General features: G+C 67.6%; 21 protein-coding genes. 2 read left to right on the forward strand and 19 right to left on the reverse strand.

Going from position 1 to position 24154, the window contains the following annotated elements; all coding sequences use genetic code 11:
• Nucleotides 1-284: 284 nt before the first annotated feature.
• From AB0M63_RS10020 to AB0M63_RS10090, 15 genes are all read right to left on the reverse strand, one after another.
• Nucleotides 285-449 carry a hypothetical protein gene (locus AB0M63_RS10020; RefSeq protein ID WP_366019042.1) on the reverse strand — a complete coding sequence of 55 codons (165 nt, stop codon included), beginning with the start codon at nucleotides 447-449 and terminating at the stop codon, nucleotides 285-287.
• A 74-nt stretch (nucleotides 450-523) separates the two neighbouring features.
• Entirely contained in the window at nucleotides 524-1903 is a 1380-nt protein-coding gene (locus AB0M63_RS10025; RefSeq protein ID WP_366019043.1) for a Shedu anti-phage system protein SduA domain-containing protein, read from the reverse strand.
• Nucleotides 1904-2219: 316 nt separating this feature from the next.
• On the reverse strand, nucleotides 2220-3875 hold the full coding sequence (locus AB0M63_RS10030; protein ID WP_366019044.1) for a hypothetical protein: 1656 nt from the start codon (nucleotides 3873-3875) through the stop codon (nucleotides 2220-2222).
• Nucleotides 3872-7516 carry an AAA domain-containing protein gene (locus AB0M63_RS10035; RefSeq protein WP_366019045.1) on the reverse strand — a complete coding sequence of 1215 codons (3645 nt, stop codon included), beginning with the start codon at nucleotides 7514-7516 and terminating at the stop codon, nucleotides 3872-3874. Before AB0M63_RS10035 ends, AB0M63_RS10030 begins: the two co-directional genes overlap by 4 nt.
• 432 nt (nucleotides 7517-7948) lie before the next feature.
• Nucleotides 7949-8488 (reverse strand): GNAT family N-acetyltransferase, encoded by a 540-nt coding sequence (locus AB0M63_RS10040; RefSeq protein WP_366019046.1) that lies wholly within the window; start codon nucleotides 8486-8488, stop codon nucleotides 7949-7951.
• The gene (locus AB0M63_RS10045; RefSeq protein ID WP_366019047.1) at nucleotides 8485-9396 is read right to left on the reverse strand and encodes a hypothetical protein; all 912 of its coding nucleotides are present in this window, start codon (nucleotides 9394-9396) and stop codon (nucleotides 8485-8487) included. Before AB0M63_RS10045 ends, AB0M63_RS10040 begins: the two co-directional genes overlap by 4 nt.
• Nucleotides 9397-9458: 62 nt before the next feature.
• Nucleotides 9459-10586 carry a hypothetical protein gene (locus tag AB0M63_RS10050; protein WP_366019048.1) on the reverse strand — a complete coding sequence of 376 codons (1128 nt, stop codon included), beginning with the start codon at nucleotides 10584-10586 and terminating at the stop codon, nucleotides 9459-9461.
• A 1-nt stretch (nucleotide 10587) separates the two neighbouring features.
• Nucleotides 10588-10749, reverse strand: coding sequence for a hypothetical protein (locus tag AB0M63_RS10055; protein ID WP_366019049.1), 162 nt, complete (start codon nucleotides 10747-10749; stop codon nucleotides 10588-10590).
• 5 nt (nucleotides 10750-10754) lie between these two features.
• On the reverse strand, nucleotides 10755-11798 hold the full coding sequence (locus AB0M63_RS10060) for a serine hydrolase domain-containing protein (protein ID WP_366019050.1): 1044 nt from the start codon (nucleotides 11796-11798) through the stop codon (nucleotides 10755-10757).
• A gap of 93 nt (nucleotides 11799-11891) precedes the next feature.
• Nucleotides 11892-13007 (reverse strand): glycosyltransferase family 4 protein, encoded by a 1116-nt coding sequence (locus tag AB0M63_RS10065; RefSeq protein ID WP_366019051.1) that lies wholly within the window; start codon nucleotides 13005-13007, stop codon nucleotides 11892-11894.
• Nucleotides 13004-13540 carry a deoxycytidine triphosphate deaminase gene (locus AB0M63_RS10070; protein ID WP_366019052.1) on the reverse strand — a complete coding sequence of 179 codons (537 nt, stop codon included), beginning with the start codon at nucleotides 13538-13540 and terminating at the stop codon, nucleotides 13004-13006. Before AB0M63_RS10070 ends, AB0M63_RS10065 begins: the two co-directional genes overlap by 4 nt.
• Complete coding sequence (gene dcd, locus AB0M63_RS10075; protein ID WP_366019053.1) at nucleotides 13537-14076, reverse strand: dCTP deaminase; 540 nt, start codon at nucleotides 14074-14076, stop codon at nucleotides 13537-13539. The genes AB0M63_RS10070 and dcd overlap by 4 nt, the downstream gene beginning before the upstream one ends.
• A complete protein-coding gene (locus tag AB0M63_RS10080) occupies nucleotides 14073-15311 on the reverse strand; it encodes a metallophosphoesterase (RefSeq protein WP_366019054.1) in 1239 nt (412 codons plus the stop codon). Before AB0M63_RS10080 ends, dcd begins: the two co-directional genes overlap by 4 nt.
• Complete coding sequence (locus tag AB0M63_RS10085; protein WP_366019466.1) at nucleotides 15308-16591, reverse strand: UDP-N-acetylglucosamine 1-carboxyvinyltransferase; 1284 nt, start codon at nucleotides 16589-16591, stop codon at nucleotides 15308-15310. Before AB0M63_RS10085 ends, AB0M63_RS10080 begins: the two co-directional genes overlap by 4 nt.
• 39 nt (nucleotides 16592-16630) lie before the next feature.
• A complete protein-coding gene (locus AB0M63_RS10090) occupies nucleotides 16631-17062 on the reverse strand; it encodes an ATP-binding protein (protein ID WP_366019055.1) in 432 nt (143 codons plus the stop codon).
• 175 nt (nucleotides 17063-17237) lie between these two features.
• Between AB0M63_RS10090 and AB0M63_RS10095 the strand changes: the two genes are divergently transcribed.
• The gene (locus tag AB0M63_RS10095; protein WP_366019056.1) at nucleotides 17238-18509 is read left to right on the forward strand and encodes a helix-turn-helix transcriptional regulator; all 1272 of its coding nucleotides are present in this window, start codon (nucleotides 17238-17240) and stop codon (nucleotides 18507-18509) included.
• Nucleotides 18506-19051 carry a flavoprotein gene (locus AB0M63_RS10100; RefSeq protein WP_366019057.1) on the forward strand — a complete coding sequence of 182 codons (546 nt, stop codon included), beginning with the start codon at nucleotides 18506-18508 and terminating at the stop codon, nucleotides 19049-19051. Before AB0M63_RS10095 ends, AB0M63_RS10100 begins: the two co-directional genes overlap by 4 nt.
• On the opposite strand, the gene AB0M63_RS10105 is transcribed toward AB0M63_RS10100, so the two are convergent.
• The 4 genes from AB0M63_RS10105 to AB0M63_RS10120 all read right to left on the reverse strand — a co-directional run bounded on the left by AB0M63_RS10105 (nucleotide 19052) and on the right by AB0M63_RS10120 (nucleotide 24010).
• Complete coding sequence (locus AB0M63_RS10105; RefSeq protein ID WP_366019058.1) at nucleotides 19052-20761, reverse strand: mobilization protein; 1710 nt, start codon at nucleotides 20759-20761, stop codon at nucleotides 19052-19054.
• Entirely contained in the window at nucleotides 20758-21402 is a 645-nt protein-coding gene (locus AB0M63_RS10110) for a MobC family plasmid mobilization relaxosome protein (protein ID WP_366019059.1), read from the reverse strand. Before AB0M63_RS10110 ends, AB0M63_RS10105 begins: the two co-directional genes overlap by 4 nt.
• A gap of 45 nt (nucleotides 21403-21447) precedes the next feature.
• Nucleotides 21448-22350 carry a DUF2637 domain-containing protein gene (locus AB0M63_RS10115; RefSeq protein ID WP_366019060.1) on the reverse strand — a complete coding sequence of 301 codons (903 nt, stop codon included), beginning with the start codon at nucleotides 22348-22350 and terminating at the stop codon, nucleotides 21448-21450.
• 367 nt (nucleotides 22351-22717) lie between these two features.
• Nucleotides 22718-24010, reverse strand: a complete 1293-nt coding sequence (locus tag AB0M63_RS10120) for a DUF3631 domain-containing protein (RefSeq protein ID WP_366019061.1) — start codon at nucleotides 24008-24010, stop codon at nucleotides 22718-22720.
• Between the last annotated feature and the right edge of the window lie 144 nt (nucleotides 24011-24154).

The following is a 24154-nucleotide window of genomic DNA, read 5'->3' on the forward strand; positions in this document are numbered from 1 at the left end:
CAGCAGGTGGATTCATAGATACGACAGCACTCATTTCCGCCCCCAGCAGACCACACCGCTGCGGATGTGAGGTCAAGCGGGATCCATGGCCCTGCTGCCCGAGCCCGGACCCAGTCGATCGCCTCTACCAGTACGCCGGGCGCGGCGCGGCGACGACCGCTGACCGGCATGGCACGGTCGGACTTTGGCTCCTCGGCCTCCAGGCCCGAACCGCCGCGACGCTGGGCGACGCGAAGACCGTACGGGTCGCCAACGAGCAGGCGGCCCCTCGTGTCTTCCGCGGATCAGGGCGGCCTCGGGCAGCGGGCTGCTTGCTTGGCTCGGTCCATCACAGCAGCGGTCTTGTCATGGGCCAGTTGCTCGATGTCCTCGGGCACCTCCCGCTCATCGAATACGAAGAGCGGGCCGCCCATGAGTTGGGCGGTGGTCTTCCAATCGAGACGAGCCATTGCTTCGTGAGCGGCACGTCGGATGTCCTTCAGTTCGCCGATGGCCGCGAGGTCATCGCCACGCTCGCCCCATGCTATTCGGGCACGCTGCTCTGGCCGCCGTCTTCTTCGAATTCGAGGGCACGCTCAGCTGAATCGATCAGGTCAGCGTACGTCAGGACCTGAATCCGGGAGAGATGGGCATTGTAAGTTCGAATTGTTTGGTCGATTTGTTCGCGCGTGACGCTGGATGCCGCCCGTTGCGGGTACCCGATTACCACCGTTGCGCGAGCCCGCCGGTAGTCATAGTCCAAATTCAGGTCATGGCGATGCAGAGTGCCTAGCGCTGCACCCATTTCATCAAGCGTTCTTAGGTAGTTCATGCATTGTCCGACTGCCTCATGAACGGCACTGGACAGGATGAGGTGGTTGTCCCGTGGGCGTCGCACCAGGGGAGCCTCAGGCCCTTTAAGTTCGATGATGTTCAAGCTACGGTCCGCGGAGATAAGCGGGATGTCATGCTGATGCAAATTCATCAGATCGCGCCGGGCTGCGATCCCAATGTATTGGCCGCCGAAGATCCAATATTGCCCGTCCAGCGCCTTTTGCATGCGAGTCTCGTTGGTGTCATCAGCGAGGGCAAGCTTGCGTAGATCAGCCAGCAGCGTCCGACGCCTGCGGATGACTGCAGACTCGGCTGCGAGCATGCCTGTGGGCGTGGAGGTGAGTCCAACCAGGACCTCGTGGATGTCACTTCGGCGCGCCAGCATCTCACCAAATGCGACCGCGGTGACGCCAGTCGCTCCTTGCAGCTGAGCGAGGGAAATTACTCTCTGGGCGAATTTTGCAATGAAGTTGTCGATTGACATCTCGGGGCGCGGTTCTTCAAATGAGGAATCGGCATCCCCACCGGAGGATACGTAGCAGACCCCGTCATACAGTCCATCCTTGCAAAATTGCTCGAATGTTTCCCCCAATCTCTCCTTGTATGAGAGCCCATCTCCGAGTCTTTCGTAGGTGTCGTCAGGCTTGCGCACCGGGGCATTGACGCGCTCGTTTTCCTGCAGGATGAAGAAGAGCCCGAGGTGCGGCTGTAGCCGGTTCAGCTCTTGGCTTCCATATTGCCGTCGAACATCGAACGCGATGGACGTCAACTCTTGGATTCGATTGTTGTAATTGTTGCTGTATGAGGGTCCACCGAGAGTTTTCAGGACGATCGCCGCGAGTGGGATTCCATCCTTAATTACCGCCAAGTCCCATGCCGAGCGCCCCAGACCGTAGGCACCCGGCAACGTCGCGGCGCGTCCGACATGAATCCAAGACCGCTCGACACCGCGCTCGGCGAGCGAATCGACCAGGGCGGCCAGGACCGCGACCCCGGGACGGCCGACTCTGACACTTACGAGATCGTCAGACCCACCTTTGCCGCGTTGAGCCCAGTGGTTCGCCACTGCTTCCCTCACCGACTCCACCATCGGCTCCCCTCCAGCGACGATCGTCTACTGCAACTGACGCTACAGGCCAAGTGTGACAGTGCGATCAGAACGTTGTGGCGGTCCGTCGGGGTGGCTCTGTCTAGCTTCGACAGTGGGATCGAATCCCTGACGGGGCCAGCTCATGCCGCGTAGTGCTGTCTCTGACGATCAGCGTTGCGCGGCGTGTTGTTCCTTCCCGTTCCTCTCCGCGCAGGCCCGTAACACATCGCTCCGGTAGAGGGAGCCGCTGGCCAGGTCGCCGAGGTTCAGCCAGGAGGCTCCCGCGCCGTGGCTATGACGGCGCGGGAGACCAGCCTTACGGGGTGGCCAGGGTTTCCGGCCGGCGGATCACTGCCGAGATGCCGCGGATGCCCACTGCAGACCCGTCCTCGTGCCGACATGTGCCACCAATCCGCAGGCCGCTGTCTTCGGCGCTCCGTGGACTCTGGGCGTGCTCGTCGTCCACGATCAGTTCGGCGAGTACCTGGTCCTTCAAGCTGTCTCCCCGAGCCGCGGACACGGCGGTGTTGTCCTGGCAGCGGTCTGCCACGCGCCGCCAGCGGTCGGCGGAATCCGGGTCACCGCTCCACATCCATAGACCTGCGGCTGCTCTTGCCACTTGGGCCATGAACTCAGTTCCGCCCACGTGGACCGAGCGTGCTTCCATTGAGCCCGGGGACCCGGCCCACGCGTAGTTACCGATGACCGCTTCGAGCACGCTGTCCTTCCCATCGAAGATCAGGAGGCCAGCACCGCTGCCCGTCGGCTCCTTGGCTGGTCGGACAAGATCCCGGCCCAGACGTTGCGCAGCGTGGTAGCCGATCCGGTTCAGTAGGTTGACGACCTCTTGCGGGGTAGTTCCCTCGTCCGTGTCACCGTAGAGGACGTCCACGCGTACCCCGCGCGATACTGCGTCCTGGATCGCTTCGCCAAGCTTCAACAGGCTACCCACATTCACCGTGGGCGAGGCGATCAGAACGTGGTTCGCGGCTGTGGCCAGTGCTTCGGCGATCAGGAGTTGGTGGGACTCCTCGCCGGTCACCTCCGAGAACAAGACTGCGTTGATCGATTGTTCCGAGGAACCGGCACCGTCGTTTCCGAGTGGATCGGCTTCGTCCAGCCAGGGGAACGAGGCATCTGTCTGAGGGAGAGCCGAGGCCCAGCCACCGGAGGCTGGTGGCTTCCGCCCCAGGATGCTCAGCGGTGTCGGGCGGTCCGCCTGGCCAGTGGCGGCTGGTGGATCCGACGCCAAGGGTGATTCCTTCCCGGCAGTCTGCGGCGTCGGGTGGAGGCTCGGGGTGGCCTCAAGGTCCTCCTGCCTGGCCTGTGCGACAGCCAGAATCTCGGCCGATAGCGCCTGGTGCCAGCTCCGGGGAAGCCCCGTAATGGCCCGGTCGGCAAGGTCGACGCGTACAGGCAGGTAGCGGCTGAACGTCACGAGTCTGGGCCGTCCGATGCTGCGCACCCATTCGCCGCTGGCGCGCGGCAGCAACTTCTGGATCTGGGACTCATCCAGCGTGTTGCGCAGGATGCGCCGGGGAGTCGACGGGTTGAGGTCTGGCCGCGCCTCCTGCTTTGAGACGGTAAGAACTTCACCGCGCCTGGCCAGTTGGCCTGCAGTGCGATCGAAGACGACCGTGCAGGGCGGGGCTGGAGCCACGACGACCGACGCCGGATCCTTTCCCGACGAGCACGCCTGCTGCCCTTCGTCTGTAAGGACGAATGTGGCTTCCCGGCCGCTGGTGACGGCGACCCAGCCAGCACCGACCAGTGTCACTACGGCTTCGACCATCAGTCGTTCGTGGACCCGGAAGGTGCCGCACAGCGAGGTCAGCGTTGCGCCCTGGTGGGAGGTGACACCGGCCTGTGCGGCAATCTCCTCTAGGACTCGCCGCTCCAGACGACTGTACGGGCGGCCCCGAGCCACGCTGAAGTTGACGCTGAACATGCTCACAGGAACGAGGACGATCACGAGTTCTCCCCCAGGTCAGCCGGGATACGCACAGCCCTGCCGTCCAGGAACCATTCGTCGAGCAGAGTGACGATCTTCTTGAATGACCACAAGGGCTGGGACTCATCCTCGAGAGGTACTGCCTGCATTTGGTGGAGGAAGAAGTCCCAGGACCCGACGAGGATCAACAAACGCTCCGCCCGAGAGAGGAGCACGTTCATCCGACCCGGGTCGTCGAGGAACCCCAGGCCGCGGCCGATCTCCTCCTCGTTGTTGCGGACAAGACTGATGGCGACGACGTCCGCCTGGTTACCCTGGAAGGAGTCGACGGTGTGGGCAGGGAACCGGTTGCCGTCGATGGTTTCGGCGTTGAGGCCGAGTTGGGCCTGCAGTCCGGCAGGCAGGGGCGTACCCCGCAAGTGCTTGCTGAGCAGACTCACTTGCCGGGAGTACGGAGCCAGCACCGCGATCTTGCCCTGACACCCGCCATCCGGTCCCAAAGCCCGGAGGAAGTTGGCGAGTGCGCGCGCCTCCGCTGGATTGGTGTACGGCGACTGGCCGCTCTTCGGGCCGACCTCGCAGGTGACAGCGTCGTTGCGGCACCACGGTACGTCGAGCCAGACCACGGCCCGGTCACGGATGCCGTGCGGAGTGTGGAAGCCGTGACGTACGCGCTCCACCGGTTCGTGCTTCTCGTCCAGGGTGCGGTTCACCAGTCGCCCCTGGTAGTAAGCCTCGGAGATGAGCTGGCCGATGTCCGGGTGCATGCGGTGCTGGCCGATCAACTGCCCCGCGGACGCTCCCTTCGCCTCGGTGTCCGTGACGAGACGGTCGGTACCCGTGGCCACGGCGCAGTACTCGTACAGGCGGTGGAAGGTCCTCAGCCACTCCTTGGCGTACTCGCGGAACGCATCCCTATCTGTCTGGCTGCGCCGTTCCCACGAGTCGAGCCATTCCTGGTCGAGCAGGCCGGACGCCCTCACCTTGAGGCGGCTGAGGGTCTGTGCCACCGGGTCCAGCTTTTCGATTCCTTCCTGATAGTCCACGTACCGGTAGGGATCCAGTTGCTTGTGGTCGCCGATCAGCAACCAGCGGTGACCTGCCTGCAGTGGCAATGCGAGGTCGAACGCGTGCGCCTTGCCCGCTTCCTCGACGATCGACCAGTCGAACACCTGGCCTGCGGCGAGGGCGACCAGGTCGCCAGCACTGGTGGTGCAGTACGTGAGGTTCGCGCCGCGTTTCACCAGTTCTACGAAGTCCGACGAGCGGCGGCCGAGATCCCCTTGCTCCTGCATCATGTTGATCTCACCGACCATGGCCTTCGCGTCCTCCAGCCAGGCGAGCTGAACCTTGCTGGGCGAACTAATGGCACTGAGTTGGGAGATGCTGCGTAGGAGTACTTGCCTGGCCACGCCCTCGACGCCGTCCTCCGGCAGTGCAGCGCCGGCCTTGTGGGGACCCCGCAGCCGAATCTGCAGTGGCCTGTCGGTTTCGGGTACGTTCTGGAACGCTTCACCCACCTTCGATCTGAGCACGTCAACGGCGCCGTGGGCCTGGGCCGTGACCAGTACCTGGACTACGGGATCCTCCGTGAGGATCTCGCGCAGCAACCAGGCAACGAGGGTGGTCTTGCCTGTACCGGGAGGCCCTTGCAACGTGTAGATGGGCCGCACTCGGAGGATGTCCTCGATGCTGGCCCGTTTGGGCTCGTCAACCCGTTCGTGGGGGAGCTCGACGGGAAGCTCGGAAGCGCCTGTGTCCATGCGGACGTGGCTAGGAGTGGCCAGCGACCGCAGGAGATATCCGTGCTGGTCGAGGGCGTCGATGGCCTTCTTACGACGCTGGAATAGGCTGATCTGACCCGGCATGCCAGCGCTGCGGAGAAACCCCTCTTTCTCCAGCTTCACCCGGCCCTTGCTCAGACCGGGGCGGCTGAGTGTGACCAGCTGGGTTGTCTGGTCCATGGCGTCGACCTGCCATACGTTGCCGTCATCGTCAGAATGAGGGTCCCGGGGCGGGAGTTTCAGGCGGTCGCCGTCTCGGGCTCCTGACAGGATGACTCTGGACCGGTCGTTGCCTCGTACCTCCTTCTGCAGGAAGTCGATCAGGTCCTCGCGAAACGCCTCGAAGACTTCATGCCCTTCGGGGCGCGCGCGTTCCTTGACCTCGGCCCACTCCACTCCATCCTTTGACCACGGACCACGGACGACCTCGTACGGGAAGATCTGTGAGTCGAGGAGGAGCAACTCGATCTGGTTACTCACACGGACGAACTCGTGGAAGCGACTGAGCTCGCGTGAGACCTGCGCGCTGCGGTCGATCTTCGGCAGCACGGGCTCCCATGACGTGGAGTTCTGCGCGATTGTACGGTCGCGGGCCACCTCCTCCCTGGCGTAGGCGAACACTCGACCGGGCGGGAGTTCGCGGAAGCTGTCGTCACCCTCGCTGAAGAGCAGCGGCTGGGCGGACCGGCAGTCCGCGACCTGCCAGCTGGACGTATTGTCCTTCCCCCGGTGCGCCGTGATCTTTAGGCTGAGCCTGCCGCCGACGAGGATGAAGTACGGCCTGCCCGGGATGGCGTACAGAAGAGGCTTCTGCAGGTCCTTGCGGACGAACTCGCATGCCTCCTTTCGGTGGACTGGGTCCCCAGGGATAAAGGTCCCCATGGGGTCCAATCGCAAGTGCTCACGCAGCCCGCTCTCCATCAGCTGATCGATGAACTCTGGCCGCCGCAGATCGAGGGCCAGGACGTACTGCGCATCCTCCTGCTGGGTGCGCAGAGGGCTCGCCAGAGTCCGCGTGATGTCTTGGATCCGACTGATGATGTCGTACGGCGCGGTCAGGCGCTCTAGTGGGTCTGCGGCGACGAGGTCCAGCAGCAGCTTGCGCTCGGCCTCGGTCAGCTCGTGTTTGGCGGTGTCGATGGTTTTGAGTACCCGTGCGTGGCGCTCGTGCGGGGTATTGGTGGTGAAGCGTTCGAGGTCGAACATTAGCCGTGCGCAGAGGATGCCGAAGGCGAACCAGTCGTCGTCCTGACGCCAAGCAGTCACGCCCCCTGTGGTGCGCTCCGGTGGTACCGGCCAGCCAGCGGGAGGCTGGGTCCCCACCGGACGGCCAAGTTTGACGGACCATTCAAAGCCACCGAGCCGAAGGGATTCGGCACCGAGGTCCTCGTCGAAGAAGAGGGAGTCGAGGTCCACGCCTCGGTGCAAAACCTGTCGCTCGTGCAGCAGGTTCAGCCCTGTGGCGACGCGTTGTAAGCCGCTCCACAACTGTTCGCGTGCGGCCGTCCTGCGGTCCGAGAGCCACGAGTAGCGGGCGCGGTGCTGCAGTGCGTCGGCGACGCGCGTGTAGCCCGGTGCCTCCAGGATCATGACGAAGCACTGGTGTTCCCGGTCAAGGCCCGCGTCCTTGAGCACGACCAGTGCGTCTTCCGACCTCGGGCTGCTCGCAACCTTGTACAGGGTGCGCAGTTCCTGGTCCCACAAGGCGCGTTGCACTCGGTCTGGCTGCTCGCCCTCATACGTCCATGTCTTTAGCAGGTACGTGTAGCCGTCGCTGAACGCCTCCCAGACCTGGGATTCGCCATCACCTGCGTGTGGACCTCCAGTGATTTCGTACCTGTTCCGCAGAAGCAACGTCCCGGCGGTGGGAGTTGTCATGCGCATCCACCTTCACGAGCTGGAGAGCGGGTGAGAACACACCGCGGCGGCCTTGCTCGGTCGCGCGGGTGAGCTGTGATCGTAGTCACGCTCACTGGCCACTGTGGTCGGTTCTGAATATGCGCTCTTGTCGGTGTTGGTATCACCCTGGCGTGCTTGCGCCGGTCTCCGCGCTGCCGACTGCCTGGTGTGCTGGCCAACTGAAGTCCCGGTGAGCGGCCGTTTCAGCTGCTTGAAAAGGGGTCCGCCTCTGCGAGGAGACGGGCGCTTCGTTCGATGAACTTGTCGCCCACTCGGGCCTACCTTTCGAGCTTGCGAACGAGGTCTACGCGACATCGACGATGACGAGGCCGCGCCTCGCCCTGGATGTATCCGAGGAGAATGCGGCGTCCCGGGACACTCCTGAGGTGCTGACACCGACGTGGGCGCGGGTTAATGATTGGCGCGGATCATTACGGTGAGCACTGGCGAGGCCGGCGACAGCTGGCTCTGACCGATGTCTTCGTATCCCCACGACTTGTTGAGCGCGTGGACCTTTCCGTCGCCGGCCGCCGGGTTGACCATGAGCGTGACGTACGGTTCATCGCGGGTGGCGAGGAGGGCGTCGTGGATGCGGCAGGCGGTGCCGGTCTTCCGCCAGGCCGGCCGGACGCCGATCTCCTTCAGGGCCACAGGCGGACGCTCGGTGTACTTCTCCGCCGGCGTCGGGCTGGTGCGCTGCCAGTAGCGGTCGCCGTGCTCGATGGTGTTGCCGTAGGCGTAGCCGACCGGGTGCCCGTCCGCGTAAGCGAGGACGGCCGTGAAACCTGGCTCGGTGCTGTGCCGGTCCAAGCGTTCGCCGAACGCAGTGACGGCGTAGTTCGGCAGGTGGAGGAGCGGGGCGCGTACGTCGGCGTACACGTCGAGGAGGTCACCGCGGGCGGTGTCGAGGGTGGTGAAGGTGCGCAGTTCGATGGCGGGCGCCGTGGTCATGCGGCCATCCTCCAGGTGGCGGTGTGCTCGGTCCAGGTCTGCACGGTGGAGCTGCCCGGCGCGGTGGCGCGCAGTGCGGCCCCGAACTCCTGCAGCATGCGTGTGACCCGGGCGTGCTGGGTGGCGGCTTCGGCGGGGACCTTCATCGCGGTGGCCGTGGCGGCGTCGGGGGCGCCCTGGGCGAGCTGGGCGTGGGCGAGCCGGGTGGTGGTGATGGCCCGGGACCGGATCATGTGGGGCCGGAGGGCGGACAGGCAGCGGTGGGCGTGGTACTGGTACTCGGCGGTGGAGTAGTCGCCGAGTGCCAAGTGTGCGGAGAGGGCCAGGGAGTCCAGTTCGGCCTGGTCGTAGAAGGCGAGCATCCACACCGGCCGGTAGTCGGCGGGATCGGCGCGCAGCATGGCGTCCTGGGCCTGATCGAAGGCGCGGCGGGTGCCGGTGCGGTCCTGGGCCGCGCCGTGGATGGCGCCCTGGCGGGTCAGGCCGAGGGACGCGAACAGGGGGTCGCGCCGCGTGAGGTGAAGGTTGCGGGCGACGTCGTTGGCGGCGAACGCGTCGGCGGGGCGACCCATGTGCCGGTACATGGTGCCCGCGTGGCTCCAGATGCGGAACTTGATGGCCTGGTCGCCGGACATCTCGGCGAGGGCCTGGGCCTCGCGCATGTGCGCCTTGGCGACGTCGTAGCGTCGGCCGTCGATGGCGGCCCACATGGCGGAGGAGCGGAAGGCGGCTGCTGAGGCGTAGAGGTTGCTTCGTACGCGCTGGGTGGCGCTGCCCGCGTTCTGGAGGTTGAGTGCTTCGTCGGCGAGGGCGGCGGCCCGCTGTTCGATGCCGAGTTGTCCGCCGTGGCGGTGGTCGCTGGCGATGATCTCGGCGAAGCGCTTGTTGAGGCGGTTGACGACGCTCATGCCGATACGGCGCGGCGATGCGGTGCCGGGTGCGGCTGCCGCAGCAGCCGCCGCGAACCTCACTAACCGAGAGACGGATCAGGACCGAAGTCGACGACCATCATGGTGGCCGTGCCTCCGGGCGGGCTGGTGAGTACACCGCGTACGCGGACTGCGGTGCCGGTGTCATGACAGTGGACCGCTGTGTGGTAGTCGGTGTCGGGAAGATCCATCCAGACGGTGCGGCTGCGCCGTTGGAGGAGAGCCTGGACGCCTACCTTCCCCGTCTCGTCGTCCGGGTGCCGTCTGAGGTCTGTCACCAGCCCGTAGATCACGTGCTCGCGGCTGTAGACGCTTGTCTTGAGTTGGTCGGACACCCTTTCCACGATCGCGATGGCATCGCGGTTGAATTCGACCTCAAGCGGAGTGCCGGCCGGCGCCGCCGCCACACGAGACCAGTTGAACGTGACGTCCAAGCTGTCGACTGCCTCGCTGTTCACGACCTTCGACAGCGCTTGGCACAACTCGTAGGAGACGCCTTCCCCGATGGAGTCGGTGATCTCGCTGGGGGTGGGGACCCGGTCGGTGCCCGCCATTTCCTCCAGTACGCCCAGCGCTCGCGACATGGTGGCGGTGACCCGTCGGTCGAAGAGTGTTTCCTCGACTTCGATGTCGATCTGGTTCTGTCCTCGCTCGTACACATCCAGAGGTGAGCGGGCCTGGCTGATGATGGGCACGATGTACGAGCCCTTACGGGTCTGTCCGAGCCGCACTTCGCGGGCCTGTTCCCGTGCTCGGGTGGGGAAGTTACGGAAGTGGCCCTGGCGGCGGATGGTGGACGCCGCCGAGGCCACGCGGAGTCGTTTGGCGGACTGGAACAGCTCGAATCCGGCGTCCAACGGGATGGAACCGTCTCGAAGGGAGGGATGCGAGGCTCTGAGATCCGTGACGTCGTGGAACACGGACGCGATGGAGTCCTGAACAGTCCGTGTGCCCTCGGAGCCGATGCGTGCCAGGTCTTCAACGAGGATGCGTGCGCGTTTGGCGAAGTCCGGAGCGCCCGGTTTCATGGGAACGAGCACGACCTCCTCGGTCGGTCCCGGCAGGCGCCATAGCTCCGCCACGTCGCTGCCGGACACCGTGGACCAGCCAGTGACCTTGAGGTAACTGCGGATCTCATCGGGCCCGAAGGGGAGTTCGTCAGTGGCCATGTCAATTCACCGCCGTGCTGCCGGACAGGAGAATGCTCCGCGCCATGTCGAACATGGAGCGCATGGACTTCGCCGTCAACTGCTGTTCTTGCGGCAGGCTGATCGCTGTAGTGGCGCTGCTGTTCGCCGCCTCCCGACCGTGCAGGCAAGCCCAAACGTCCATGAGCGTCAGTGAAATGCCATGGCGCGGAAGGCATTCCGGACTTCGGTGAGGGGCTGTCGATCGCGGGTGTAGTAGAGCTTGTTGGTCAGTAGCACTGCCCAACGCTGCTGCCGGGGCGAGATCCACATGCCGGTTCCGGTGAAGCCGTAGTGGACCCAGATGTCGTCGTCGGGGCAGGTGCTGGGGGCGGGGTGCCAGAACAGGCCGCGTACGGGTTCCAGGGTGCCGGTCTGGACGGTCAGCGACTCCGCGGTCCAGGCATCACCGAATACAGCCCGGTCCTCGGCGGCAGCGCCGACCAGCATGTGGCGCAGGAAGACAGTGAGGTCGTCGAGGACGGTGAAGGCGCCGGCGATGCCGCACACCCCGCCCAGGAGGCGGGCGGAGAAGTCGTGGGCAACGCCTTTGAGGTGAGTGTTGGTCTCCTGGTCGAGTTCGGTCGGCGCACACCGGGCGGCGATCTCGGCGGGCAGTGGCCCGAAACGGGTGGAGTTCATGCCCAGCGGCTGCCAGGTTCGTTCTGTGGCGAGCCGATCGAGGCGTTGTCCGGAGAGGTGTTCGGCGAGGTAGCCGAGGATGAGGGCGGCTCGGTCGGTGTACTCGACCGCTTCGCCGGGCCTGCGGTGAAGGGCCTCGTGCAGGACTCCGTCGCGGACATCCTGAGGGTCGCTGCCGTACGAGTTCCTGAGCTGGGCTCGGAGCGGGACACCGGCGGTGTGGGTCAGCAAGTGGCGTGCGGTCGCGGCTCCGAGCGGCTGGCCTTGGACCTCGGACCAGAAGGCGCCGAGGGGAGAGTCGAGATCGAGCTTGCCTTCCTCCCACAGGGCCCCGATGGAGGACCAGACGGCGAGGATCTTGGTGAGGCTGGCAGCGTCGAAGACGGTGTCGGCGCGCATCGGTGCGTCGGGTTCGTCGGGGTCGAGGAGGCCGGTGCCGCCTTGGTCGCGGGTACCAGCGGCGTCGCCGACGGCCCACACGGCCCCGGGGTACACCTTCTCGCGGACGCCCTCGTCCAACAGGGCTTCGATGTGGTCGCTGTCGTACGTCATGGTCTCCCTGTTCGCCGGGGCATCCCGTCGGTCAGCGTAGTGATGTTCGCGGAGCGGGCCGGGAGCGACGTGTCGAACTGTCCGTAGTGGAGTTCAGGTGAGCTGGCGGCCAAGGTCGGTCAGGGATCGTGCGGTTGCCGAGAGCGGATAGCGTGCGGCGTTCGCGTGGCCCGTCTGTCGCAGGGCGGACAGCAGACCGGGCGAGGTTCGCAGGCGGTCGAGGTCGCGGGCGAGGGTGGCGGAGTGGGTGAAGTCGGTGGCCGCGCCCGAAGCGGCGAGGCTCTCGCTGAGGCCGGGCACCGGTTGGTACAGGACTGGCAGTCCGCAGGCTTGGGCCTCCAGTGCGACCAGACCCATGGCTTCCAGGGTGGTGGAGGGCATGACCAGGACGTCGTGCTCGGTGAACGCTTTCCACAGCTGTGGACGGCGGAGCCAGCCGAGATAGCGGGCCCTTATGCCGGCCCGTTGCAGCAGCGGGGCCAGGGCACGGAACTGAGCCCGGGGCGCGGCGATGCTCAACTCGACGCCCGGCACGGGCGCCAGGCTTTTGATCAGGGACTCGACGCCCTTCTCGGCGGTCAGCCGCCCCGCGTACAGGAGCCGTAGATGGCTGGTGGAGTTGCGGGCGGGCCGCGCTGGCGGATTGGTGAGCAGGTCGTCGGGGATGCCCCAGGGGATGTGGGTGATCTTTCGGCGGTCTACCTGCGGGGCGAGTTTGCGGAGGTGGTCGGCCATCGCGCCGGTGGGCACCACGATGGCGTCGGCGGCTCTGACAGTCTCTCGCAGGACGTGGAGCTGGTCGCGGTGGGTCTCGGCGAAGATCAGGTCCGTGCCGTGGACCAGGGCGATGCGGGGATGCAGGGGCAAGGCCCGGATCAGGGCGGGGCTGGCGCCGAAGGCGAGGTGTTGCAGGTGCAGGACATCGATCTGGGCCGGGTCGACCGCGGCTGCGAGAGCCTTGCGAAGGGCCGCGACGTAGCGGCTGAAAGCGGTGCCTGCCAGGCATTTGCCGGGTACGGACACCAGGTCGAGGCCGTCCGGTAGACGGGGTCTGAGGGCTGACGGGGCGAGCATGAAAGCGCGTGCCGGGATGAGGGGTTGGGCGCCGGTGTAGAGGTCGAGGAAGAGTTCGACGCTGCCGCCAGGGCTTCCGGCGGGCAGGTCCAGGAACGTGGCGGCCAGCGGCCCGGTGGTCGGACGGGGGCTCATACGACACCTCCGGGGATCTCTTCGTAGAGGCGGGAGATCTCGATGCCGTCCGTAGCCGCGTACTTGGCGGCCTGTTGCTGGTAGCTGGCCGGGGTACCGAAGGCGGTGAGGAAGACGAGCTTGCCGAAGGTCATGCCCGGATAGATGCGGACGGGTCTGGCGGCGCGGATCTCCAGGGTCCAGCGGATCGCGTGACCCTGGTGGCCGAGTGGGGCGGAGACATGGACCCAGATGCCCAGCGAACCGATGGTGCGATCCCCGTTGAGTATCTGTGCGTACGTCTCCGAGCCGGTCTTCTCCAACGTGACGCCGAGGTAGAGAACCGAGGGCTCCAGGACCATGCCCGTGGCGGGGATGGACTGTTCGGTGAATGTGGTGGGTACTGCGGCATCCAGATCGCCGTCGCAGGCGCGGATCGTGTCGCCGAGTCGCCAGTCGTAGGCGTTCGGGGAGAGGCGGGCGGGGTCGTACGGGTCGATCGTGATCTCGCCGGCCCAGAGGGCGGTGGCGATGGCGGGGCCGGTGAGGATCACGACGCGACCGCCCGGATACGGGCGGCGTCCCGCCAGTAGCGGGAGGACTGTGGGCCTGACGCGTCCTGGTACTTGCCGCGGTACAGGTCGATGTCTCCGGTGGAGACGAAGAACATGATCTGCCCGATCTTCATGCCCGCGTACACCCGCAGCGGGCGGACAGGGGAGAGCATCAGGGTCCACTGGCCATGGAAACCGATGTCGCCGATGGGCGCCGTGATCTCGACGAACAGGCCGAGGCGGCCGACCGAGGAACGGCCGAAGAGCAGCGGGACGAAGAGATCCGAGCCGACCACCTCTGTGGTGTGGCCGAGGTACAGCTCGCCGGGCTGGAGGACATATCCGTCCGCGTCGATCCGGATCGAGCGAGTGGGGTTGGGGCAGTGGGCGTCGAGGATGCTGGTTTCGTACGTCAGCAGAGTCGGTCCGAGGCGGACGTTGTAGCTGTTGGGGTTGGTCTGTTCCGGGTCGAACGGTGTGATGCGCAGACGGCCGTCGGCGACGGCCGCGTTGATCTCGGGCCCGGTGAGGATCACTGTCCGTCCCCTTCGATGGAGTCGGCGGAGTCAGGGAACGGAGTGGCCAGGACGCGGCGCACCGCGTCAACAAGTCGCAGGCCAGCCTGATGGGTTGTTCGTCCGCCGAGATAGCTGTCGGCGATGTAGTCGGTGGTCAGCACACTGCGTACGGTCGGCGGCAGCAGCGTGGGGGCGACGACCAGCGGGCCGGTGCGTTCCGTGAGATGAGTGAGCAGCGTGTCGTGGTCCTCGGCATGTACGTCGGGGAGGAAGGCGTGGACGAGTTGGTTGTCGAAGGGCTCGATGGCCAGCAGATCGCCAAGGGTGAGGATGTCGCCGAGTGGTACAGAGCGCAGGGCGGTCTCGTTGAGGATGACCGCGTCCGCGCCGAGGCCGGTGTGCAGGCGGGCGGCGATCTCGTCCAGGAGGAGGCGCCGGTCCAACAGGGCGTTCTGGTAGGGCTCGTTCACGATGCCGAGCGGGTTCGACAACGCACGCCCGATGAAGGCGATCTTCTCCAGCGGTGGGACGAGTTCTGCGGGGACCACGGAGGTTTCGGGGAAGGTGCATGTACGAGCGGCCCAGCCGCCGCCGACGAGCTCGGCAACGGCGTATCCCACGCCGAGTTCGCGCCCTTTGACCACGAGGGTGTCGCCGACGGGCAGTGGCCCGTAGGCATCGCTGTGGCAGTGTCCGGCGAAGATGACGTCCGCGAACGGGCAGGCGGCGGCCAGCTTCAGGTCTTCGCCGAAGCCGGAGTGCGACAGCACGATCCAGGCGTCGGCACGGTGGTGGTGCTCCAGCATCACCTCACGAAGCGCCTGGGCCGGATCGGTGACCCGGTGTCCAGCACGTTGGCCGGCGGGGATCGCGTTGAACGCCTGCGGGCCGAGCACCGCGGTGACGGCGACTCGACGGCCGCCGATGCGTTTGATGCGTAAGCGGTCGAAGAGCGGGCTCCCGTTGTCATCGGTCGTGTTCGCGCACACGGTCATCTCGTGCAGTGCCGGTTCGAAGTAGTGCGGCCAGCCGTGGTTTCCCGGGGCGATCAGGTCGTACAGGCTGGTGAGGGCATCGCGTTCGAGCTGGCCTTGGCCGAAGCGGTAGAAGCCGCTGCCTTCGAAGAAGTCACCGCAGTCCACGATCAGGCTGTCGGCCCGCGCGGCGTGGAGATGGCTGAGCATCGGCGCGGCCTTGTCGAAGGCGGAGTGGACGTCGGTCGTGGCGGTGATCCTCTGGAGTCGTCGGTTCATGGGGTCACCTCGCAGATATCGGCACCCAGGGTGTGCAGCTTGGTGGGCAGGTCCGCATGGCCACGCCGGAGCTGTTCGAGGCCGCCAAGGGTGGTGACACCGCGCGCGGTAAGTCCGGCGATGAGCAGGGCGGAGCCCGTACGGATGTCGGTGGCCTCCACGCCGGCGCCAGTCAGATGCTGGGGACCGGTCAGGCGGCACTCGGTGGGCGAGAGTTCGTGGATCTCGGCGCCCAGGCGTACGAGTTGGGGCAGCAGGTTGCCGTGGCGGCCGGGATTGATGGCGTCGGCGAACAGGTGGGTGCCGGGGAGCCCGAGGGCCAGAGCCATCAAGGATGGTTCGAAGTCGGCGTCGAGGCCGTCGGGGGCAAGGGACGCGACGGCTCGCAGCGCTCGGCCGGTCGGCTCTGCGGCGTGGGCCTGGACGATGAGGGCGTCCCTTTCGACACCGGCGGGGATGCCCAGCCACTGCAGGGCGCTGACCAGAGGAGCGATGTCGTCACCGCGTACACCGCGGATGCGGGCGTCACCCCCGGTCGCTGCCACCGCGCAAGCCAGTGTTCCGGCTTCGACCTTGTCGCCGGGCACCGTCCAGACGACGGTCTCGTCCGAGACCGACGTAGGCGGTATGACGGCCAGGACGCCCTCGCTGACCCGGCACTCCCACCCGGCCCCCTGCAACGTCTCCACGACGGTGAGTACCTCGGGCGAGAGGTTGGGCTGCCCCAGCCGCAGCGGCCGTCCGGCGACGACGGCGCGCAGGAGGGCGACGACGGTCGCTCCGCGGGAGCGGAAGGGCAGCACCAAGGACACTGTTCCGGCCCCGGATGCAGCCGCTTCCACGAGATAGCCGTGGTCATCGACGGTCGTACGGTCGCCGAAGCTCTCGTAGACCTTGAAGTGCTGCTCCATCCCACGCTCACCGATCCGGCAGCCGCCCGGCCACGGCAGCCGGGCCCGCCCGTACGCGCCCAACAAGGCCGGTACGAGGTAGTACGAGGCCCGGATACGAGCGGCGACCTCCGGATCAGGGCCCGGTTGGGGCCTGTCGCTCGGCAGGATCACCGTGGTGTGCGGATCGCTCACCGAGCGGGGCGTGTGCCAGCCGGCCTGCTGGAGCAGGGCGAGCATCGTCTCGACGTCCGTGTTCGCCGGGACGTTGTCGAGCTGCACCGGGCGGTGCAGGGCCGCAGCGGCGGCGAGCAGGGGGAGAGCCGCGTTCTTGGACCCGTCGACGGTGACCGAACCGGCAAGCGGGGCGCCGGGGCGAACAGCGACCACTTCGGCGGCGACCAGGGGGTTCCGTAGGGCTGTCAACAGTCAACTCCTCTGCGAAGGAAGGTGCGTTACGGGTGGGAGTGGGACGCTGACCTTGAACTCGGCCCAGCAGCGTTTACCGGACGGCATCAGGTCGAATCCGTGGTGATCCGCGAGTTCGGCGACGAGGAAGAGGCCCCGTCCGCCCTCCTCGTCCGGATCCGGCAGGCCGACCCGTGGGAGGTCGGAGCCGGCGTCGGTCACCTCGATCAGCAGACCTTCGTCGCCCAGGCGGGCGCCGGCTGCGATCGGTCCGTCGCCCGCGTGCCGCACCGCGTTCGTGATCAGCTCGCCGGCCACCAGTTCCGCCGTGTCCAGGAGTTCTGGATCGAGGAAGGCGCCCCATTCCCGTATCCCGTCTGCGAGTTGCCGACGCGCGGACGCGGCACCGACTGGCGTGCCGGAGACGGGGAAACGGATCTGATGCACTTCCATGAGCGGCCTCCTGGATCGGCGCGGTCACTCCACCGAACGCTGTCGTGACCCATCGGGACCAGGCGGTGTGCCAGGGCCGCATCACTTATGCAGGAGGTGCATCACGGTCAACTGCCGTTCCATTACGCTCGGTTGAGCAGGCAGGATCGCGACGGCAGGAGGAGCCGTGGCACAGATGGCCGAAGCGCAGGGCGAGGCGAGACGGATCGGTGAACTGATCCGTCGAGCACGCGTGTTACAGGGGCGCTCTCAGAAGGACGTTGCCGCCGCACTGGGGTATCACCAGTCCAAGGTGAGCCGTCTGGAGAGCGGCAGAGGCACGGAAGACGTTCGCATGCTGCGCGAGATCGCACAGGTGCTGGGCATCCCGCCCCAGCAACTGGGCCTCTCTGCCGCCTCGGACGCCCATCCCTCCGACCTTGAGACAGAGGACATGCACCGCCGTAGTTTCCTCGCCGCAGGCATCGCAGCACTCGCGGCTCCTTCTCCGTCCGCTGTAGGGCATCACGAACTGATTCGGGTCCTGCTGCCAGGCACGAGCCCCGAAGCCACAGGCGAGCCGCTGGGCATCGAGCAGCTTCGTGAGCGGACACGGGCCGTACGCCGCTTGTTCTGCACCTGCGACTACACGGAGCTGGAGCGGACCCTGCCGGGTCTGATCGCCGACCTGCGCCAGACCGGCGGCGGCTCGGCGGACCCGGCGGAGGCGTCCGCGCTGCTGGCGACCGCGTATCAGACATCGGTGAGCCTGATGCTGAAGCGAGCCGATCAAGGCAACGCCTGGCTCGCGGCGGGCCGGGCCATGGCCGAGGCGGAGCGGTCCGGAGATCCCATCGCCCTCGCCGCCAGTGTCCGCGTTCACGCGCACGTCCTCGTCCGTGAGAGGCACACCGCGCAGGCCGTGAACATGGTCCGCCACACCGCCGACCAGCTCACCGGCTCCTACGACCAGCGCTCGCCCCGGTACCTGGCGGCGATGGGCCTACTGCTGCTCCGCGGGGCGACCGCCGCCAGCAGAAACGGCGACCGCGCCACCACCCAGGACTTCCTCACCGAGGCCAAGGAGGTCGCCCGTTACGTCGCCTTCGACCGGCCCGACGCCTGGGCGAACTTCAGCCCCACCAACGTCGCCCTGCACGAGGTCAGCGCGGCCGTCTCCTTCGGCGACGCCGGCATCGCCCTCCAGGCAGCACGGCCGCTCATGCGGCGGCACATTCCCGTCCCCGAACGCCGGGCCGCGCTGTGGCTGGAGACCGCCCGCGCCTACAGTCAGCAGGGCAGACTCGCCGACGGCTACCAGGCCCTGCGCATCGCCGAGAGCTGCGCGGCACAGGACATCCGCCGCCCGGCCGTACGCGAACTGGTCGCCGACATGGCAGCCCGCGACCGCCGCCGGGCACTGCCCGAACTGCACCGCTTCAGCCGCCAACTGGGAGTGCCCGCGTGAGTGACCAGCCCGACCAGCCGTTCCTGCAGATCGTGGTCTGCGCGGCCGGAGTCGCCACCGACGTCGGCAAGCTGATCACAGCAGCGCACGAACGGCACTGGGACGTCGGCGTCGTCGCCACCCCGCAAGGACTCGGCTTCCTCGACGTAGAGGCGGTCGAGGCCCAGACCGGCCACCCCATCCGCTCAGCCTGGCGATCGACCGGAGACCCACGCCCCACCCGGCTCGCGGACGCCATCGCGGTCGCCCCGGCTACGTTCAACACCGTCAACAAATGGGCCGCCGGAATCTCCGACAATCTCGCCCTGGGCATCCTGTGCGAAGCACCCGCCATGGGCGTACCGGTCGCCGTGCTGCCGTACCTGAACTCGGCCCAGGCCGCCCACCCCGCGTACCACCAGAGTCTGGAACGGCTGCGCGAAATGGGCGTCCTGATCGGCTCGTACGAGCCACACCGGCCGAAGGCCGGCGGCGGGGCCGACCGCTACCGCTGGGAGGAAGTGCTGGAGCTGCTTGCTCCGAGGCTGTCTCTGCGGTCGTGATCAGCGCCGCCGTGCCGGCGGCGGCTGCGGGGACGGAACGGCGGCTGCCGTGTCGTCCGCGGTGTTGGGGCGCTGTGCTGCGTTACTCGCTCGCACCGTGCTACGGGCCTGTGCCGCGCGAGCTCGTGCACTGGGCGCCGGTCGTGCGCTGAGGCGTTGGATGCGCCAGATCAGGACCCGTGCGGGAGAGCCGGCATCATCCAGGGCGCGCTGCTCTGCGGCCTGCTGGAGGAGCCGTGCCGGGTCGTGGCCGGCGGCTTCGGCTTGGGCGAGGGTGGCGGTGAGGGCGCCGAAGGCGGGATCTTCGATGACCTGCTGGACGTGATCGGGCGCGGCCTGGCGCAGGTGGCGGACGTGTCGGTCCACGGTCTGCTGGGGCGGGCGGCGCTGGGCGAGGGCGGCCAGGGGTGCGGTTGCGGTTTGGTCGTAGGCGGCCTGGAGGTGGATCAAGGTCTGGTGGGCGGCGGCGACTTGCTGGTCGTGGTGGCGGAACAGGTGCCAGCGGGCGGCGGCGATGACGACGAGGATCGCGGCATCGAGGAACATCGCCAGGGCCGCGCCGTTCGTGGGGGTGGGATCGCGGAGCATCGCTCGGACGGCGCCGCGCAGGGCGCGGGCGTGGTGGTGTTCGGCGCGGATGCGGGAGCGGGTGGCGCGTTCGAACGCGGTTGCTGCATCTCGGAGTTGGGGGCGGATGTCCTGTGGCGTGAGGAGGGGGAGAGCGTCGAGGGCTTCGCCGAAGGCGGCTATGTGAGCCTGGGACGCTTGGTCGTCAGGCTGGTGGAGATGGTGCGGGATGCGCTCGGCGGCGGCGGTGGCCTGGTGCCAGGGGTCGGGCTTGTGCCGGCCCGGCCGGCCGATGGGCTGCGAGTCCATACACGCCAGGCGTTCCTGGATCTTGGGGAAGGACAGGTCCGGGGCGAGTTTGGAGCCGGAGTACCAGATGGGGCCTTCTGCGTCGTCTGCGAGAGCGACCTTGTAGCCGCGCACGTCGCCGGAGGGGAAGTGCACGACCTCGACGAGCACACCGTCGAGGTGGCTGAGCAGGTGGACGAACTCGTCCATGCTGGAGGCGGCGGCTACTGCGGTGCGGACGGTGGCGCGCAACCGTTCCGGGGCGGTCTTGTCCTGGCCAGCGCGGCGGGCCTTTTCCTGCTCGGCGCGGGTGGGCCGCTTGGCGGCCGTGCGATCCCCACGTACGACCTGGAGGAGGCCGTATTCCTTCTCGACGGCGGCCAGTTCGCGATCGGCGGTGAGGTAGTCGTTCCAGTGGCGGGCCGTACGCAGGTCGGCGCGGACCTTGGTGGCGGCGATGTGGATGTGGTCGGGGGCATGGCGGACGGCGACCCATCGGCAGCCGTCCGGATCTCCGTCGGGTGCGATGCCGGTGGCGGCAACGACGCGGCGGGCGATGTCGGCCCACTCCTCGTCATTGAGGATGCGGTCGGTCTCGGCGGCCCGGATCGAGCAGTGCCACGTGTGCTTCTCGGGGGCGCGGCCCAGTCGCCGGGCCTGCTTGACGTGCAGGTCGAGGTCGGCGACGAGGAGCCTCCTGGTGGCGTCGAAGTCATCGCTGCGGCCGGGGTCGGGGGCGAAGCCGTCCCAGGACGCCACAAGGTGGGGGTCGGTGTGGTCCTTGGCCCTCTTGGTGTCGAACAGGTACCGGATCAGGCCGGCAGTGTCCGTGCCGCCGCTGATCTTCGCGATCATCGGGCAGCCCTCTTGGTGACCGCTTGGTTCGCGGCGGACGCGATGTGGCGGACGGTGGCGCCTACTGCGTCCAAGGTGGGTTCGACCTGGGCCAGCATGGCGTTGTCCCCAGGGTGTGGATGGCCGCCGGAGTTGAGCTTCTTGGCGATCTGGTTGACGTTGCGGCCGATCCTGGCGACCTCGCGGCGCAGGGCGGTCAGTTCGTCGATGTAGTCGTCGAGGGGTGTGCGCTGGCCGGGGAGGGCGAGTTCGCCGTGGAGGTGGGCCATGACGACGGCGCCGACGTAGTGGGCGCCGGCGATGTTCAGGGACCGGGCCTTGGCGAGGATCGCGGTCTTCTCGTCGGCGCTGTAGCGCACGTCGACACGCTCTTTGCGCTGGACGGATTCGCGCTGACGGCGGCGGGCGACGCGGTGCAGTGCAGCGGCATCGGCGGCTCGCGGCAGCGGATCGGCGGGGGTCTCGACGAGCTTGTCCTCCTCGGGCACCCCCTGGTGCCCGAGCCCCTCCGCCACCCCTGGGGCGGAGGCACCCTCGTTGGACCGCCCCTTGGACGGTCCAACGGGATACCTTGCTGGCTGGGTTGCGGTGGCGGTCATCTCCCGTTGGGTAGTGGGGAGTTCGTAGCCCGGGTCGTGCATGAGGGGGTTCTCCGTGGCGCGTTCGTGGGGCGGGAAGCGGTCGTCTCAGAAGGCGCGGGCAGATGCCCTGTCGCCTTCGGCCTGCCGCTGCGAGGCGGCTTCGTCGAGTTCGGTCTGCAAGGCGTCTTTGACCTTTTCCGCGTCGGCCCTGCCGATGGACAGGCCCTTGTCTCGTATCGCCACCTCGATGTGGCGGCGTGAAGCGCGGCCTCCTCGTCCGAGTGGCGCGGTGCGGGCGATGGTGAGGAACTCCTCGGAGACCGCGCTGGACTCTTGGTCTTCCGGCTCGTCCGATGGATGCGGGAGCTCCGGCAGATTGGTGGCAGCCCGCGCCACGTCGGAGTGCCGGTCCGCCACTTCGAAAGCGGCTGGCTGCGGCTGACCGGAACCGTCTTCTGTAAGGCGGGCGATCTGGGTGCTGTTGCGGCTGCGGTCGGCGGTGTTGTGGCGTTGAGTGGCGTCGGCGAGCTCGGCAACGAGCTGGTGGATCTGTCGCATCAGGACACCGAAGGCCAGCAGCGCGGCAGTCGGGGGGACCGCCGCGACCACGTAGTCGAGCAGGGGCACGGCGCCGGTGCCGCTCGTGCCACTGACGCCCGCCACGTTGAGTGCGATCGAGCCGACCGATCCGGTGGCGGTGAGGGCGATGGCCCACCCGTCGGTCGCTTGACGCAAACCAGCGCGGAGCATGAGCAGTTCGCCCGCGATGATGAACGCGTCCAGCGTTGCGGGCCAGGCCCACTGGCGGACCGGGGAGTTCCTGAGTCCGTGTTGTCCGGCGACCTCGGCGAGATGCGCGTACGAGAGCCAGAACCCGCCGGCGGTGAGGGCCACGATGACCACGCTCGCTGCGATGAGCGTGAGTCGCTCGGCGGCCTGCTGGGTCGTGGTCGGCCGTCCTTGGTCAAGGTGGTCGTCTGGGTTGCTGGCGGTGGAGAGGTTCGTCAAGCGGGGTGCTCCTGGGCGTCGGCGTGTGGTCCGTCTTTGCCGTCTTGGCCGTTGCAAGCGCAGGTCAGGGCAGGTACGGCACGGGGTTTGGTCTGCCGTCCCGGCCGATGCCGGAGGCGTTCTCCGGCATCGGCCGGGACGGCTTAGTGGTGGTGTGCCGTCCCAGCGGTTGACGCTCTGACCTGCGGCGATACGGCGGGGACGGGCGGGACGGCACAAGACGGATCGGGACGTGGTCCCGGTCCCGCAACGCGGCCTTCATGATCGCGTTGCCGTCTTGCCCCCGGTTGCCGTCTTGTCTGCATGCCGTTTGACCTGCGGGATCACGGCAGGGACGGCAGGGACGGCCACCGGGGGGATGCGGGGCTCAGCCCGAGGCGGAGGTGCTAGGCCCGGCGTCCACCGGGTGGACGGTGGGGCAGTAGCGCCGCCAGGCGTCGAGGAACTTGTTGCGCATGTAGCCCTTGCGCTGGGTTCCGTCGGCGAGGCGGACGTTGCCGGGCTTGATGGCGTACGGGCTGAGCATCCGTGCCAGAACGCGGGAGTCCAGCCCGCTGCGCCCCCACTCCGCCCACGGGGCCTCGGCGTCCTTGCGCAGGTGGTAGAGCAGCTCGTCCGTGGAGAGGCTGTCCGCCTCCCGCTGGGCGACGAAGACCCGGCGGATGTCGGCGAGGATCCGGGCACCGCCGGGTCGCTCCTCCTCCGCCTCGACCTCAGTGGCCACCATCCGCGCACACGCCGTACGGGCGCGACGGGGCCAGGACCCGGCGGCAAGATCGGCGACGATGACCAAGGGCTCCCAGGTGTCAGCCGCCCGGTCTTCCACCGGCATGACCGGCTCCAGCTCTGCCGACTCGTCCAGCAACGGCCTGGCCCAGGCAGCGATACGGTCCCGCAGTTCATGCAGGGCCGGGATGTCGCGGCGGGAGCGGAAGGGCTTGACCTTCTCGCCCTCGGCCCGGCGCCGCATACGGATCACGATGGCCCGGTCCATGATCGTGTCGGGCAGGTCACCGATCCCCGCGATGGCCGCCATGGCGAAGGTCGCGAAGCGGTGCGGGGTGTGGTCGTTGCCCACAACCCGGGTGACGTACCGGTTGCGCTGGTGACCGGCGTTGAGCAGGCCGCGCATCTCCTCGTTCTTCTCGGCCACTTTCGGAGTGCCGAAGATGGTGTCCGCCTCGTCCACCAGAAGCGTGGGCGGGTTCTCCTCGGTGATCGACCGGAAGATGGCCGCCGGGGTGGTGTTGATGGTGAGCATCGGCTCGTGGACCGTCTCGGTCAGCACGTCCAGCAGCCGCGACTTGCCGCACCGCTTCGCCGGTCCCACCACCGCCAGACGCGGCGCGTGCTGCCACGCGGGCTGCAGATGCGTCGCCGCCACCCACAGCGTGACCGCGTCCAGCGCCTCCGGCGAAGGCAGGATCACGAACTTCGCTATCTGCGCACGCAGTTCGTCCAGCAGCGCCGAGCCGGGCGTCGGCTCAGGGTCCGGCACCGGCTCATCAGCAGGCCGATCTGCCGAAGTGGTGTCAGGCGCACCGTCGTTGGCGGACGTCGGCGCTTCGCCCGAGTGGCGGCCGAGCTGGCCGGGGACGGTGACGGGCGGCCACGAGGGCTTGTCGGAGTCGGAATAGGGCTCGGCTCCCGCATGTTCCACGGGGCAGCTCCTTTTCTGGCGGTGGCGGGCGTGTGCGCCCTGGCCGCCGGGTTGGTTCTTCACGGGCCGGTTGGGGTTACTCGGGCCTCCGGCGTTGCACCGCCGGGGGCCTATCCCCGTCTCGCGGGCGCCCGGCCATCGCGA

It is taken from the genome of Streptomyces sp. NPDC051576, from assembly GCF_040681835.1.
Classification (GTDB): domain Bacteria; phylum Actinomycetota; class Actinomycetes; order Streptomycetales; family Streptomycetaceae; genus Streptomyces.